Here is a 15271-nt window from a genome sequence, read left to right as displayed (position 1 = left end):
CATCCACTCATTGTCTCACCTCGAAAGAACGCCGCTCATGTCCAGTCGCCGGCCAGCAACCATCGACCCAACTCAACCTAAAAAGCTTGCCCGATTCGGTTTCGCAATTGCGGCTTGCCTGTTGCTAATCAGCCTCCCATGGAAGCCTCTCTTTGCTGATGAATCTGACATCGATTTGCTGGCCAATTCTCGCATCACGGTCGTTGGAGACAGCATCACGCAAGCGGGACACTACGTTTCGTTCCTGTCGTATCAATTGCAAAAGAGTTACCCCAAACGAACCTTCGACATCTATCCACTGGGATTGTCGAGTGAAACCGTCTCGGGACTGAGTGAAGACGGACACGCGGGAGGCCGATTTCCACGGCCATGTTTGTTCGAACGATTCGACCGCTTGCTCACCAAACTCAAGCCAGAAGTTTTGATCGCATGCTACGGAATGAACGATGGAATCTACCAGCCGCTGGAAGAAAGCCGTTTCGCAGCGTTCCAGAACGGCATCCAAAACATGATCACTCAAGCCAAACAGGCCGGCGTGAAGAAGATCTATCTGGTTACACCGCCGATCTACGACTACCAACCAAGAGATGACTCATTCAACTACGAATCCGTGCTCAGCGAATACGCTCGCTGGGAAACGAAACTGAACATTACGAATGTCAAAGTCATCGACCTGCACACAGCGATGCTTGCCGCCCGAAAGCAACGTGACCAACCGTTTTCAAAAGACAAAGTGCACCCCAATGAAGACGGGCACTGGTTGATGGCACAAACCATCGCGTCCGCACTCGGAGCCAGCGAAACAAACATGACATTGGCAGAAGTCAAAGCGGATCCCGTTTTCGCGTCGATCGATGCGATCCGCAATCTTCGCTGGAAAGCCTGGATGAACCACATCGGATACACGCGAGAAAAAACCTACCCGCCGCAACCTCTCGGCGGGTCGGAAGCACTCGTTGCCGAGCAAAAAGAAGCGATCAAGACGCTCCTTTCACGCTAATACGTGCGAGCCAAATGGCCGCTAACCCTCCGTTTCGCACATTTCTCCTACTTAAGAAAGAGGCCGAAAAGTTGCTTCGATCGCCCCATGAGAGGGTCACTACTCGATAGACTAGGGGAGCGTTGTCGATTTGTTTCCCCCCAGCTTTTGCTAAGGAGCCGGATCGCACACGCAGGCATGCGGTTGGCCAGCGTTCCAATGGCAAACGCGAGTTCTCCCGGCCCGTGTTCAAGCGGCATGCTTCCCACCACAAAGTCATCACCCGGGCTAAGACTCGCAAGCGATGCCTGAAAAGGTCGTTCGTCGCAAGCGTTTCTTCCCGACGCGACACATCGAGGCAAACGCAAGTGATCCCCACCTCTCTCCTGCATCGGCTTTCATTCCTATTCGGATGTGCAGGGATCGTTCTGGGAACGGCAGTCGCAAACGCTTCGTCACCTGCGTCTCGCGATCTGTTCGAAATCCACGTTCGTCCGACGCTGATCAAACACTGCATCCAATGCCACGGCGAAACCGAACAAGAGGGCGGCCTGAAACTGACATCGCTGGGCGCGCTACTGGAAGGCGGTGACTCCGGCCCCGCGATCGTTCCTGGCAACGCGGACGACAGTTTGATTCTGGAAGCGTTGCGGTTTGAGTCGTTTGAAATGCCTCCCGCTGGCCAATTGGATGCTCCAGTCGTCGACGGCTTTGCCAGCTGGATCACCGCCGGAGCACCATGGCCGGAAGATCTTGTTCTCACCCCGATGCCGATCATCACCGAGGATGACCGAGACTGGTGGTGTTACCAACCGATCGCTGATCCAGCCGTCCCCGACGTTGATGATGACAACTGGTGCCGAAATGAGATCGACCGATTTGTTCTCGATCGTTTGAAGCAAAAGAACTTGCGTCCCGCGGATGAAGCCTTCCCTTCGCAGTTAACCCGACGCTTGCATTTCGCACTGACCGGGCTGCCACCAACTTGTCCGCCTCCAACCAGCAACCAACACGACGCCGCCACACCGGACGACTGGTACGAGGCACAACTCGACGAACTGCTTAGCAGCCCCGCCTATGGTGAACATCAAGCTCGCTATTGGTTGGACTTGGTTCGCTATGCGGACTCGGATGGTTACAACGCCGACCACGCGAGGCCGCACGCGCACCTCTTTCGTGACTACGTCATCCGATCGTTCAACGACGACAAACCGTACGATCGTTTTGTTTGCGAGCAGCTCGCCGGCGACGAAATCGATCCCGGCAATCGCGATGCTTTGATCGGAACGATGTATCTGCGGCATTGGATCTACGAATGGAACCAGCGTGACGTCGAAGGTCAATGGCAAGAAATCATCAGCGACATCACAGAGACCACCGCCGATGTTTTCTTGGCTCAAGGTCTGAAGTGTGCTCGATGTCACGACCACAAATTCGATCCTTTGTTGCAACGTGACTTCTTTGCTCTGAAGGCGTTCTTCACTCCGCTGCTGCCTCGCGAAGACTTCCCCGTCGCTGACATTGACGCTCGCACGAAGTATCAAGAGCAACTTGCCAAGTGGGAATCGGCTACCGAATCGATCCGCGACCGACTCCACGAAATTGAAACCCCGGCCTTGCTCGCTCACGCGACCCGTGAAGGCGTCGACAAGTTCACGCAAGAAATCCAATCCATGATTGCTTGCCGGCAATGCGACCGATCCGAATACGAACATCAAATCGCGTCGCTGGCCTCCAACCAATTCGACCTTCATCCGGACAAACTGCCCGAGTACCTGGACGGCGAAGCGGAAACGGAACGCAAGTATCTGCGCAAGCAACTCGCTCAGTTCAATCACCTGAAACCCAAGCCGCTTCCCAAGCTCCCATTCGTCGCCGGCGACGTAGGCCCAAATTCACCTCCAACGCTCATCCCCGATCAAGACACATCGCCGATCGATCCGGGATACCCAACGATTCTGGATCCGGAACCAGCTCAAATCATGGAGATACCCGAGGTCCTGCAATCAACCGGCCGTCGATCGACGCTGGCCAAATGGATCACCGATCCCGCCAACCCACTGACTGCTCGCGTGATCGTGAACCGAGTCTGGCAGCAACACTTTGGTCGCGGATTGACGGAAACGGCCAGCGACTTCGGTCGGCTCGGCACGCCACCGTCGCATCCCGACTTGCTCGATTGGTTGGCGACTCGGTTCATCGAAGACGGTTGGAGCCTCAAAAAGCTGCATCGACGGATCCTGATGTCCGCCACCTACCGACAATCATCGACGCGCCCGATGGACGACCATATTTCGGAAATCGATCCACAAAACGTTTGGCTGTGGCGAATGAATCCAAGGCGATTGTCGGGCGAAGAAATTCACGATGCGATGTTGGTCGCCAGCGGAGAAATGGCGACGGACAAGCGAGCCATCTACAAGAAAATCAAACGAAACAAACTCGATCCGTTGCTCGCTGCGTTCGACTTCCCCGACCGAGTCCGCAGCCAAGGCAAACGCCACCGAACGACGACTTCTCCGCAAGCGTTGTTGCTAATGAACAACAGCTGGCTGCACGACCGAGCCAAACGCTTGGCCGAAGAATTCGCTGGCGAATCGATCGACGAAATGGTCAACGAAATCCACCCTCGATTGTTCCACCGTCCCGCGAATGAGTGGGACCGTGAACGAGCCGCCGGCTTCATCTCAGCCTATCCATCCGAATCTGATGATGCGAACGATCAAGAAGCGAAGACCGCTCTCCTGCACGCCTACCTTTGTTCCAGCGAGATGATTTATGTCGATTGAAACATCCGCCTCAACCAACGGCTTCTCACCACGACTTTCGTCGCGCAGAGAAATGCTGCTGCAATGTGGTGGCGGCTTTGGTTCACTGGCATTGGCAGGCCTGCTGCAAGACACCGCATCGGCAGGCCCATCGTCGGAGGCTCCCTCGCCGCTGGCATCGAAGCTGGTTCATCATCCAGCCAAAGCTAAAAGCGTGATCTTTCTGTTCATGGATGGCGGCCCTAGCCACCTGGACACGTTTGATCCGAAACCTGATCTCGACAAGTTGGCGGGCAAGCCAATCCCAGAGAGCTTCGGTCGCGTGCTGACTGCCATGGGTGAATTCGATTCACCGATCATGCCGACCCAGCGAAAGTGGGCCCAACACGGCGAAGGCGGACTTTGGATTTCGGATTGGTTGCCGCACACCGCGAAGATGGCGGACGAGTTGGCCGTCATTCGTTCTTGCTGGACCAACGGCATCAATCACTCCGGCGGCATCTGCCAAATGAACACGGGCAGCCAATTCGCTGGGCGTCCTTCGCTGGGCAGTTGGGTGACCTATGGCATGGGCACCGAGAACGAAAACCTGCCCGCGTTCGTTGTCATGCAAGAAGGCAAAGGCCGAGTCATCAACGGGGCCCGCAACTGGGGTGCAGGCTTCATGCCCGCGATCTATCAGGGCACCACGATGCAGCGCACCGGGTCACCGTTCACCAACCTGGACCGCCCCAAACATGTCGCGGGTTCGCAACAACGAGCGGCACTCGACTTCTTGAGTGATCTGAATCAGGCCCACGCTGCCGAACGTTCCGACAACAGCGAATTGGAGGCGCGGATTCGCAGCTTCGAACTCGCCTACCAAATGCAATCGCACGCTCCCGATGCAGTCGATTTGTCCCAAGAGACCGAGCAAACCAGATCCCTGTACGGGCTCGACCAAAAGGAAACCGCCGACTACGGGCGGCAACTTTTGATGGCTCGTCGCTTGGTCGAACGTGGTGTCCGGTTCGTACAGTGCTATCACGGTGCGGGCAGCAAGTGGGACGCTCACTCCAAAATTGAATCCAATCACACACGCATGTGCCGAGGAATGGACTTGCCCGTCGCGGGATTGATCCAAGACCTCAAGCAACGCGGACTGCTCGACCAAACGTTGATCGTTTGGGGCGGCGAATTTGGACGGACGCCGATGAGCGAAAAAGGTGACGGCCGCGACCACAACCCGACTGGTTTTTCGATGTGGATGGCCGGCGGCGGCGTGCAAGGCGGCCAAGCCTACGGCACCACCGACAATCTCGGCCTGCACGCCGTGGAAGATCGCTTGCATGTGCACGACATCCACTCCACGATCTTGCACTTGATGGGCATCGATCATCGAAAGCTGATTTACTTGCACAAGGGCCGCCCCGAACGCATCGACCAAAACGAAGGCCGCGCGTACACGAAGATCGTGAAACCGACCTAGAAAAAATTCGCTACTCGGGGAAGGATGGCGTTGAGCCAAAAGAGCAGAACAGTTGCCCCCAACTGTTCCGTCAGGCAACTCTGGATCGCCTGGCAACGTCATCTCCAAGCCAAGCTGAAACACGTTCGCGCAGCGTGTCTCGGCAACACCACCCGCCCACGCAAACGTTTGAGACAAACGTTCTACTCTGGGACATCCACAAAAACGCCACGCGGCCCGGCATTCAAAACCGGTGTTGAGCCCAATGTCACTTGGCGTTCCCAATCGCTATGGATGTGCCCGCAAACCGCGAACCGGGGCTTCTTCGCCAGGATCGTTTCGCGAATGCTTTGACTGCCGCGAATCTTGCCGGCGCTGTCGTGATCGACCGTGTCCAACGCGGGTGAGTGCGTGATCAGGATCGCTCCCTCAGGACATCCCGCCAGCATTTCGGTCGCCTGCTCTTCGTCGAAGTCATAACTCCAATCGCCAAACGGAGTCACCGGGATCCCGCCGCCAACGCCCCAAACCGGGACGGAGCTTCCGTGAAGTTCGATCTCGCATCCTTCTCCGTGCAAGACAATCGCGGCCTGCCATTCCACAGTCGCATCTCGCAACTCTTCCACTGTCTCACCGTTGCCGGGAACCAGCACAGTGGGCTTGGTGATCGATTGCAGAACATCCAGCGTGTCAGCCAAACCTTCGTGCCGATTGGCGAAGTCGCCTGCACCGAGAACCAAGTCCGCTTGGTCGGCGAGTCCCACCAATCGCTTCGCAGCTTCTTGGTCACGATGCAGGTCACTGAAACAAAGAACTCGAATGCTCATGCGCTAGTCTTGTTGGGAAAGATTGGAAGAAAGAGACAAAGCAAAATCACAACCCGCAGCGTTAGCAAGGACATCCCAAACAAGCACGTTGGCCTCACCGCTGAAGCGAGTGCCTTGCTGACGCTGCGGGTTATGACTTGCCGCGACACGGTGCAATCGATGAACGGTTCCAATTGCTAAGTCGCGTTGGCCATGTCGGTCAATTGGATGGTCGCACGGCTTTGTTCTTTTTCGAGGTACGTGCGTCCAAACTTCACGTTGACGTGATCCCAAGGGAGCTTGTCCATCATCTCGTACTTCTGATGCACCTGTTGATCGACGTCGATACCAGCGTCCTCGATCGCTTGCCACCAACGTTCTGCGTCGAGGTGTTCGGTCCAACCATCCATGCGAGCCCCGCGTTCCCAGGCCAGCCGAATGGCTTTTCCAGTCCGGCGGTCACCTCGGCTGATCACGCCTTCCAGCAAGCTGGTTTCAATGTCGTGGCACTTGATGTTCACGCTGCGAATCTTGCGACGTTTCCACAGGTAGTCGTGGGCCCACTTGAAATATTCGCGAGACTGCATCCCGTTCCATTGATACGGCGTGTGCGATTTCGGAACGAAGTTCGAAACACTGGCCGTGACTCGCGCGTAGCGGCCGTTGACCTCTTTGCCGACCGTCGAAATCGTTTCGGCCAAGTCCACGATGCCGTCCAAATCGACTGGCCGCTCGCCAGGCAAACCGCACATGAAGTACAGCTTCACGCTTTCGAAACCGTTTTGGAAAGCCGACCGGCATCCCTCGATCAAATCGCTGTTCTTGATCTTTTTGCGGATCTGTTGCCGCATGTCATCGCGAGCCACTTCGGGTGCCAACGTCAGCGATTTACGCCGTGTGCTACCCAACAATTCTGGCAGCGTTCGCAACTGGTCGTTGACTCGCAAACTCGGCACGCTGATGTTCACGTCCAGCGGCACGAAGACTTCATGCAACCGTTTCACCAGCTCGGCAAAGTGCGGGTAGTCACTGCTGGAGAGCGACAGAATGCTGATCTCGTTGAAGCCCGTGCTGCGATAGCTTTCCAACGCCGCGTTGACGATCGTGTCGACCTCGCGAATTCGCAGCGGTCGTTTGATCACTGTGCTTTGGCAGAACCGGCACAGGTGCGGGCAGCCTCGCATGATCTCGATCGCGATTCGGTCGTGCACGCAGTTGACGTACGGCACAATGGGCTCGGTCGGCAACGGCATGCCATCCAAGTCACTGATCACGCTGGGTGCGATTGTCTCCGGCACGTCATCGCGAGTTCGAATGATCGATCCGATTCGGTTGTTGTCGGAATACTGTGGCTCGTAGAACCGAGGCACATAAGCAAACGGCAATTGCTGAGCCACGCGAGCCAAGGCGTCTTCGCGTTGCTTCCGGCCTTCTTCACCGGTCACGAATGTTCCGTCGGGCAAGCGGGCCTCTTCACGAAGGCTGAGCCACAACTCGCAAACCTCTGGCAGCGCCGGTTCGCCGTCGCCGGTCACCATCACATCGAAGACGTCGGCCATTGGCTCCGGGTTTTGACAACATGGTCCTCCCGCAACCAACAACGGATCCGCCATCGTCCGGTCAACGGCGTCGAGCGGTATCCCGCCGAGGTCGACCATCGTCAACACGTTCGGCGAGCTGATTTCGTACTGCAGCGACAATCCAATGACGTCAAACTCGTTCAGAGGCGTGAACGTTTCCAGCGTGTAGAGCGGCAGGTTGTGCTCACGCAGTTTCGCTTCCATGTCCGGCCAAGGCATGAAGACTCGCTCAGCACACCAATCGTCTCGCCGATTGATCATCGAATACAGGACTTGCAGCCCGTGATGGCTCATCCCGATCGTGTACGCATCGGGGAATCCAACCGCGATTTTCCCGCGTAGTTTCCGATGGTCTTTGACGATGATGTTGCGTTCCCCGCCAACATACTGAGCCGGCGTTTGCACGTGAGGCAAAACGCGAGATTCGAGTTTTCGTCGGAGTTCGTGATGAATCATAAAATACTGGCACCAAAGACGGATCGAGTGGTCAAGCGACAACCGGGTGTCCATTAAAGCGAATCCGGCCGCCGGAGTCATCCTCAGCCTCATTGGGGAATCGGCTGGCGTGGGATAAAACGGAGGATCAGAACGCTGAGCGGCGAGAACGCAGTCCAAATCAAACAGAGAACGAAAAAATGAGCGAATACGAAAGCGTCGGCAAGGTTTCCGATTTCGAGGACAACGTGGGCAAAGCGGTGCCCGTCGACGGCCGAATGGTCGCGGTTTTTCGCAAAGGCGACGAATGGTACGCGATTGACGATTTGTGCCCTCACATGGGTGCGTCCTTGGCCGAAGGTCACGTCGAAGACCACTCGGTGACTTGCCCCTGGCACGCTTGGCGATTCTGCATCAAAGACGGCACCTGGGAAGACAACCCGCGAACCAAGGTCGACTGCTTCGATGTCAAAGTCGAAAACGACGAAGTTTGGGTGCGAGAAAAGCCGGACGTGGAATAGCAACGCGTTTCCCCGCATTTGACGCCTGCGTTCTCTGCTCGCCCCCACCGCGAATCCACAATTCAAACCGAATGACGCAAACAATCTTTCTGGGATGGAACCAACCGCTGCTGGTCTCAAGCCTGCAGTGGCTGAAAGAAACCAACGGGCCGAAAACCAGAACCAAAGGCGACTGGGATTTGTCGCACTTGGATTTGGTGTTCCCCTCCCGCCGCGCGATCGACCGAATGAAGGAGCTTCTGCAAGCCGAGGCCATCGCGGCGAAGCGAACCGTGGATCTCCCGCGAATGCTAACGGTCGGCGACCTGCCCTCCAGGTTGTACGAATCCGACGCGGCGGCATTGGACTTCGAACAGACGTTGGCCTGGGCGCGAGTCCTCGCGGCCGCCAACCAAGATGACTTGAGCGTGCTGATTTCCACCCCACCGGCACCCGATGCCGCCGACGCTTGGTTGGAACTGGGTGGCACGATGCGGCGGCTGCACAATTCCATCGCGGCCGAAGGCCTGACCTACGCCGACGTCTTGGCAATGTGCGACTCAGCCGGCGAGCGTCGTCGTTGGCAATTCTTCGTCGACTTGATGAAGGCTTACTTGGCGGAACTCGCCGCGGCGGGAAAAGCCGATCCCAACGAAGCCCAACTTGACGCGATTCGCAACAACGCTTGCCGCGCGACTCGGCCGCTGGTGCTGATCGGGACCACCGACATTTCCAAACTGCTGGTCTCGATGTTGGGCCAAGTCGAATCGTCCAAGAACTCGGCTGCGATCACGGCTTTGGTGGCAGCTCCCGACACCCACGCGAAACGATTCGATTCGTTTGGAAACTTGAACGCCGGACGCTGGCAATCTCATTGCTTGCCTTTGCAAGACGGCCAACTGATTCCCACCGGGGACATCTCGGATCAGACCGCTGCGGTGATGGAAACGCTGTCGGAACTGGGCCAGAAATACCGCATCGACCAAATCACGATCGGCGTCACCGACGAATCGCAAGTCGAACCGATTGAGAACCGCTGTGACTTGTTGGGCGTCGCGACGCATCGCCATTTGGGACACCGCGTCGGTCAAACCGCCGTCGGACGATTGATGCACTTGATTGTCACCTATCTGCAACGACGGACTTGGCGTTCGCTGGCGGCACTCGTCCGTCACGCCGACGTGACTCGGTATGTCAGTGAGCGTTGCCCTGACCATCCCGAATCGGAAATGTGGTTGCGAGAGCTCGATCAACTTCTCTCGTCCGCCTTTCCCCAGTCAGTCGACGAGCCCCTTCCTGAGGAAGTCCAGCAAACCAAAACCGCCAACCAAATTCGCGACGTTTTGGATCACTGGTTGTCGCCGCTGATTGAAAACACCGAACCACAGCCGATTCGGCAATGGAGCGAAACGCTTCAAGCAATCTTGCTCGAGTTGCATGGCGAAAACGCTCAGTCGCTTCTGCCGGTGGATCCCGATGCCGCCGAAGAGTCGGAAGAAACGGAGCCTAACGCTTCAATTTCCAGAACCCAGCAAGCCCTGCGTGCCGTCTTCCGATTGCTGCACCGATTCGCCGACCTCAGTCCGTCGCTCGATGAGCCGGTCGAAGGTTCCGTCGCCGTTGAGATGCTCGCGTCACGCATGAGCGAAGTGCGTTGGGTCGACGATCCCTCGCCGACTGAAATTGAATTGCTGGGATGGTTGGACCTTGCTCTCGATGATTCACCAGCCCTCGTGGTTTGCGGATTGAATCATCCCTTCGTTCCCGAAGCCCAATCAGGCGACCCGTTCTTGCCGCAGTCGCTGCGATCGACACTGCATCAATCCGCCAACGATCGCCGCTACGCTCGCGACGTGCATGCGATGCAGCAATTGCTGACGTCTCGCGAAACGGTGCGTTTTCTCGTCGGTTCACACTCCGCCGACGGATCACCCACACCGCCGTCGCGTTTGCTCGCCGCGGCGACGCCGGAAGAAGCCGCCAAGCGGGTTTGTGATTTGCTGACGGTTCCGCGACCCAAGATCGAGATCGAACCGATCCAGCCACCTCCTGCGGTCCGCGTTGATTCCCAAGCCTTCTTCGCTCCCCCGCCACCGGAACCCGGCCGGACAATCGACACGCTCAGTGTCACCGCATTCTCTGCCTACCTCGCTTGTCCTTACCGGTTTTACCTGCGCCATGTTTTGAGGCTGCGACCGCTGGATGATTCGCCGTTGGAGTTGGCGGCCAACCAGTTTGGCGACCTTGTCCACGGTGCACTCGAAGAGTTCGGAAGAAGCGACTACAAGAACGAAACCGATCCCAAACGCATCGAAGAAGCCCTGATTGAAGAGCTGCACAAATTCGCGGCAAAACACTTTGGCGACAACACCTCCACGACGGTGAAGTTGCAAGTTCGCCAAGCCCAACGACGTCTGAAAACGGTCGCCCTTCGACAAGCCGAACGTGCCTCTGCGGGCTGGCAAATTCACGCGGTGGAAGACGCCGTCGATGAGAAAAAGATCCACCCCATCACCGGCAAACCCAAGAAGCCAACGGGCATCGAACTGGACGGCCAGTTCACGGGCCTGCGTGGGCGTTTTGACCGCATCGACTTTCACCCAGAAACCGGGCGTTGGGCGATTCTCGACTACAAAACACACGGTCACAAACCGGAAAAGAAACACCTCAAAAAACTGCCCGATGGATCGACTCAGTGGGTGGATTTGCAATTGCCGCTGTACCGTCGTTTCATTCCCGATCTCGGGATCGATGCCGAGCCGGTGGATGTTGAACTGGGGTACTTCAACGTGGCCGAAAAAGACACGGAGACGCAAATCAACCTGGCCGAATTCACCCCTGCACAATTTGCCGCCGCAGACGAATTGATCCACCACTGCGTTCGCGAAATTCGTGCGTGTCACTTCGAGCCCAATCCCGACGGCGTCGAGTTTGACGACTATGAAATGCTGATGAATGAGAGCGTGTTCATTCCCATGGACGACGACACGGAGGCCTTCGAATGAGCAACCCATCCGAACACCCATTGTTTGACGACAACCCGTTCTTCGACGAGGACGCCAGTCCTTCAGAAGCCGAAATGCTTCATGATGACGATCGCCTTCCCGAGGACGAATCGCTTCCCGATGAATTGGACTTTGTCGTTGATTCCCCGGCGACGCTCCAGGAAGCGTTCGAGCCAACCTTGGTCCGAGCCTCCGCGGGCACGGGCAAGACCTACCAACTGACCGCTCGGTTGCTGAAGATTCTGCTGACCGGTGCGCCACCAGAAACCATCCTCGCGACCACATTCACTCGCAAAGCCGCCGGGGAGATTCTCGAGCGAGTCTTGATCACGCTCGGCAAAGCCGCGATCGATCCGAGCGAAAAAGCGATCGCGGAATTGCGACAACAAGTCGGCATCGAAGGCTTGCCGCGTCACGTCTGCGGGCAACTGTTTCATCGCTTGCTGAGAAACATTCACCGGCTGCGCATTTGCACGCTGGACAGTCTGTTCTCGCAGCTTGCCCGAGCACTGCCGTTCGAATTGGACCTTCCGCCCGGTTGGCGTTTGACCGACGAGGTCGAAGAAATCTGGTTGCGACAAGTCGCGATTGGGAACCTGATCGAATCCCTGCAACCGGCGGAGACCGAGACGCTGATCTCCATGCTCAGCCGCGGCGATGTCAAACGCAACATCGCTCGCGAATTGATCGATGTGGTTGAGAACACGTACAACCTGGCGCGCCAAGCCGACGTGGAACGCTGGGACCAATTGAAAGTTCCTGAACTGCCTGAGTCCGCCGACATCACACGCACGGCAGGCATGCTTCGATCGGCCGAGGTCCCGCAAAAGTCGCTCGTCAAAGCCCTCGAATCCGCAGCCGAAAGCCTCGAAATTCGCGAATTTGGTCCGCTGGTGGAAGCCACGCTGACCAAGAACATCGCCAAAGCACGTTTGCATGGTGAAGAAGTCAAATTTGGACGCAGCAAGTTCCCGCCGGGTTTGGATCCCGAGTTCGACTTGATCTACGAAGTTGCTCGGCATGAATCGCTGTCTTTGCTGCGGGCTCAGAACCACGCCACCGGCATGTTGGTCGACCACTACGACACGTTGATTCAGTTGGTCAAACAAGCCCAACGAGCACTCGCGTTTGATGACATCGCAGTTCGCTTGGCCGGTGTGTTCACGCAGCTCGACAACCACACGCTGCAAGACCGACTCGATGCTTCCATCGATCACTTGCTACTCGATGAATTCCAAGACACCTCGCCGGTGCAGTGGCAAGTCCTTCGATTACTGGCTCAATCGGTCACCGGTGAATCGACCGACTCGTCGTCCAATGTCTTGGATCCCAAACGTTCGAAATCGTTCTTCTGTGTTGGCGATACCAAGCAAGCCATCTACGGTTGGCGCGGAGGCGTGGCCGAGATCTTTGATGCTGTCGACAAACAAATCCCAGGCATCATTTCCAAGCAGCAAGACGAAAGTTATCGCAGCAGTAGCGTGGTGCTCGACGCGGTCACGGACGCGTTTCAACATTTGCCTCGTCACCCAATGGCCGAGGGAACGGATCCGCCCAACCCCGCCGACAAGGCGACTTACGAAGCCAAGGCCCTCAAGCGATTCGCCAAGCGTTTTCCCAAGCACACCGCTGCGAGAAAATTGCCGGGCTACGTTCAGTTTCGAACCGCGGAATTGAACCTGCAACCACCCGCAGACTCCGACGCCAAGACGAAGAGCAAACCGTCCGCGGCTGAGATCCAAAAGGGATTGCTGGACGACGTTGCCAAACAAATTGCCGAGCTGCACCACCAATCACCGCACCTGACAATCGGCGTGCTGACTCGCACCAACAGCACCGTCGGTGCACTGATCAATCGACTGGAACACCTCGATGTCGACGTCAGTGCCGAGGGCGGAAACCCGCTGGTCGATTCCGTCGCCGTGCGTTGGATTCTGTCCGCGCTGATGATGTGCGAACATCCCGGCGACGGTCGTTGGCGTTTGCATGTGGCGAGCAGCCCGCTCCAGTTTGTCTTGCCGCTGTCGGACAGCGATGGCAAAGGCGAAGCCGCCGATCAGCTTCGATCTCGAATCGAGGACCAGGGTCTCGCCAAAACGATCCTGTTTCTCGCGAAAGCGTTGATGCCTCACTGCGACAGTCGTGAGAACGTGCGTTTGGAACAACTGATCGAATTGGCAACGCTCTACCAACACACAGCGGACAGTCGCCTGCGTGACTTCGTCGAACTGGTTCACGAAAAGCGTGTCCAGCGTCCGCGGGCGGCGGTCGTTCGAGTGATGACGGTTCACCAATCCAAAGGGTTGGAATTTGACGCTGTCTTCTTGCCCGAGATCCACAAAGCGTTGCTGGGACAATCACCACAATGCTTGGCCGACATCCCCGAGATTGGCCAACCCGCACGCGGGCTCAGTCGTTCCGTCGGCGAGGCCCAATGGCACTTCCTTCCCAAACGCTGGCAAGCCGTGTTTGGCGGCTCCGTTGCTTCCCGTTTGACCGAAGCGATGTGCTTGCTCTACGTCGCCATGACACGAGCTCGGCAAGGTTTGTACTTGGTGATTCCGCCCGCCGGAAAGAAGGACTTCAACAACAAAACCGCCGCCTCGCTGCTGTATCACGCATGGAAGTGCGAAGCCGACCCAACCTCCGAAGGCGAAGTGTTGTTCGAAAGCGGCGACGCGAATTGGTTTGGCGATTCGAAGATTGAACCGATGGCCCCATCAACCGAAAAGGAAGACGTGCCAAGCCGCCGGTTGTCATTCGCGTGATCGACCAGAGTCGCATCAAGCGAATCAACGACGGCCCCATCCGGGGCGATGGTCTTATGGGCCGCCAACGATTCTCGGGGCTGCCGCACCGAGCTACTGACGCGGACTCCTCCGGAGCCATCCACGAAATCGCCCCGGACGGGGCCGACTTTCTTAGCTCGGGGTGGAAGCCCCGAGAAACGTGAATACAGGCGAGATGTTCAAAACGCCCCGGACGGGGCCGGCGTATCGCTACACTTGAATGCTCTTTCCAACACATTCACCCGAGGTGATTTCCGATGGCGTACACCAATTTGCGTGTCCATTTGATCTGGAGCACCAAGGATCGAAAACCATCGATCGCCGAAGCATTCCAAGAAGACATCTACGCCTACATCGGTGGCATTCTTCGCAAACGCAAACATTCCCTCTTGGCCGCCGGCGGGGTCGAAGACCACATCCATTTGTTGGTCAGCATGCATCCAGCGCAATCGATTTCCGATTGTGTGCGTGACCTGAAATCCAACTCAAGCGTTTGGGTGCACGAACATTTCCCGAAACGGAAAACCTTTCAGTGGCAGACGAAGTACGGAGCGTTCTCTGTCAGCGAATCCTCCGTTGAATCTGTCAAGACATACATTTCGAATCAAAAGGAACATCACAAGAATTTGACCTTCAAGGAAGAGTTCACGGCGCTGTTGCGCAAACACGGCATCCAGTTCGATCCTCGTTACGTGTTCGAATGAACGGAAACGTGTCGCCCATCCCACGACGGCCCCGTCCGGGGCGATGGTCCTATGGGTGGCCAACGATTCTCGGGGCTGACACCCCGAGCTACTGACGCGGACTCCTCCGGAGTCATCCACAAATCCGCCCCGGACGGGGCCGACTTCCTTAGCTCGGGGTGTCAGCCCTTGTCTTTACCCACAACTTTTCGATCTGGTTTGCTCCGCCAGACGCATTCCGTCAAGTAGTAGGGTGAGTTCTCGATAACCTCGCCAGAT

At 57.0% G+C, this 15271-nt stretch carries 9 protein-coding genes; 7 read left to right on the top strand and 2 right to left on the bottom strand.

The features are described 5' to 3' along the window. Positions 1 to 37 precede the first annotated feature (37 nt). The 3 genes from CEE69_RS26330 (at position 38) to CEE69_RS26320 (ending at position 5215) form a co-directional block, all read left to right on the top strand. Positions 38 to 1000 (top strand): SGNH/GDSL hydrolase family protein, encoded by a 963-nt coding sequence (locus tag CEE69_RS26330; protein ID WP_099263568.1) that lies wholly within the window; start codon positions 38 to 40, stop codon positions 998 to 1000. A 347-nt stretch (positions 1001 to 1347) separates the two neighbouring features. Next, complete coding sequence (locus tag CEE69_RS26325; RefSeq protein WP_233215662.1) at positions 1348 to 3768, top strand: PSD1 and planctomycete cytochrome C domain-containing protein; 2421 nt, start codon at positions 1348 to 1350, stop codon at positions 3766 to 3768. Next, positions 3758 to 5215 (top strand): DUF1501 domain-containing protein, encoded by a 1458-nt coding sequence (locus CEE69_RS26320; RefSeq protein ID WP_099263566.1) that lies wholly within the window; start codon positions 3758 to 3760, stop codon positions 5213 to 5215. The genes CEE69_RS26325 and CEE69_RS26320 overlap by 11 nt, the downstream gene beginning before the upstream one ends. Before the next feature lie 182 nt (positions 5216 to 5397). Here the strand turns inward: CEE69_RS26320 and CEE69_RS26315 are convergent, their stop codons facing one another. Then, on the bottom strand, positions 5398 to 6021 hold the full coding sequence (locus CEE69_RS26315; RefSeq protein ID WP_099263565.1) for a metallophosphoesterase family protein: 624 nt from the start codon (positions 6019 to 6021) through the stop codon (positions 5398 to 5400). A gap of 176 nt (positions 6022 to 6197) precedes the next feature. Then, complete coding sequence (locus CEE69_RS26310) at positions 6198 to 8036, bottom strand: TIGR03960 family B12-binding radical SAM protein (RefSeq protein ID WP_099263564.1); 1839 nt, start codon at positions 8034 to 8036, stop codon at positions 6198 to 6200. A gap of 179 nt (positions 8037 to 8215) precedes the next feature. Between CEE69_RS26310 and nirD the strand changes: the two genes are divergently transcribed. From nirD to tnpA, 4 genes are all read left to right on the top strand, one after another. Beyond that, positions 8216 to 8536, top strand: a complete 321-nt coding sequence (gene nirD / locus CEE69_RS26305; RefSeq protein WP_008654473.1) for a nitrite reductase small subunit NirD — start codon at positions 8216 to 8218, stop codon at positions 8534 to 8536. 71 nt (positions 8537 to 8607) lie between these two features. Next, positions 8608 to 11520, top strand: a complete 2913-nt coding sequence (locus tag CEE69_RS26300) for a PD-(D/E)XK nuclease family protein (RefSeq protein WP_099263563.1) — start codon at positions 8608 to 8610, stop codon at positions 11518 to 11520. Continuing rightward, entirely contained in the window at positions 11517 to 14288 is a 2772-nt protein-coding gene (locus tag CEE69_RS26295) for a UvrD-helicase domain-containing protein (protein ID WP_099263562.1), read from the top strand. The genes CEE69_RS26300 and CEE69_RS26295 overlap by 4 nt, the downstream gene beginning before the upstream one ends. Positions 14289 to 14566: 278 nt before the next feature. Continuing rightward, positions 14567 to 15013: an IS200/IS605 family transposase gene (gene tnpA / locus CEE69_RS26285; protein ID WP_099263560.1), complete on the top strand. Its 447-nt coding sequence runs from the start codon at positions 14567 to 14569 to the stop codon at positions 15011 to 15013. The last annotated feature ends 258 nt before the right edge of the window (positions 15014 to 15271 follow it).

The organism is Rhodopirellula bahusiensis, from assembly GCF_002727185.1.
Taxonomy (GTDB): Bacteria; Planctomycetota; Planctomycetia; order Pirellulales; family Pirellulaceae; genus Rhodopirellula; species Rhodopirellula bahusiensis.
Note: the sequence above shows the minus strand (reverse complement) of the source record. Positions and strands in the feature narration are given on the sequence as shown.

Bases quoted from the DNA above. Each gene is read 5' to 3' on its own strand.
- CEE69_RS26295 (WP_099263562.1), top strand. From the start codon at position 11,517: ATGAGCAACCCATCCGAACACCCATTGTTTGACGACAACCCGTTCTTC.
- CEE69_RS26320 (WP_099263566.1), top strand. From the start codon at position 3,758: ATGTCGATTGAAACATCCGCCTCAACCAACGGCTTCTCACCACGACTT.
- CEE69_RS26330 (WP_099263568.1), top strand. From the start codon at position 38: ATGTCCAGTCGCCGGCCAGCAACCATCGACCCAACTCAACCTAAAAAG.
- CEE69_RS26315 (WP_099263565.1), bottom strand. From the start codon at position 6,021: ATGAGCATTCGAGTTCTTTGTTTCAGTGACCTGCATCGTGACCAAGAA.
- CEE69_RS26300 (WP_099263563.1), top strand. From the start codon at position 8,608: ATGACGCAAACAATCTTTCTGGGATGGAACCAACCGCTGCTGGTCTCA.
- tnpA (WP_099263560.1), top strand. From the start codon at position 14,567: ATGGCGTACACCAATTTGCGTGTCCATTTGATCTGGAGCACCAAGGAT.
- nirD (WP_008654473.1), top strand. From the start codon at position 8,216: ATGAGCGAATACGAAAGCGTCGGCAAGGTTTCCGATTTCGAGGACAAC.
- CEE69_RS26310 (WP_099263564.1), bottom strand. From the start codon at position 8,036: ATGATTCATCACGAACTCCGACGAAAACTCGAATCTCGCGTTTTGCCT.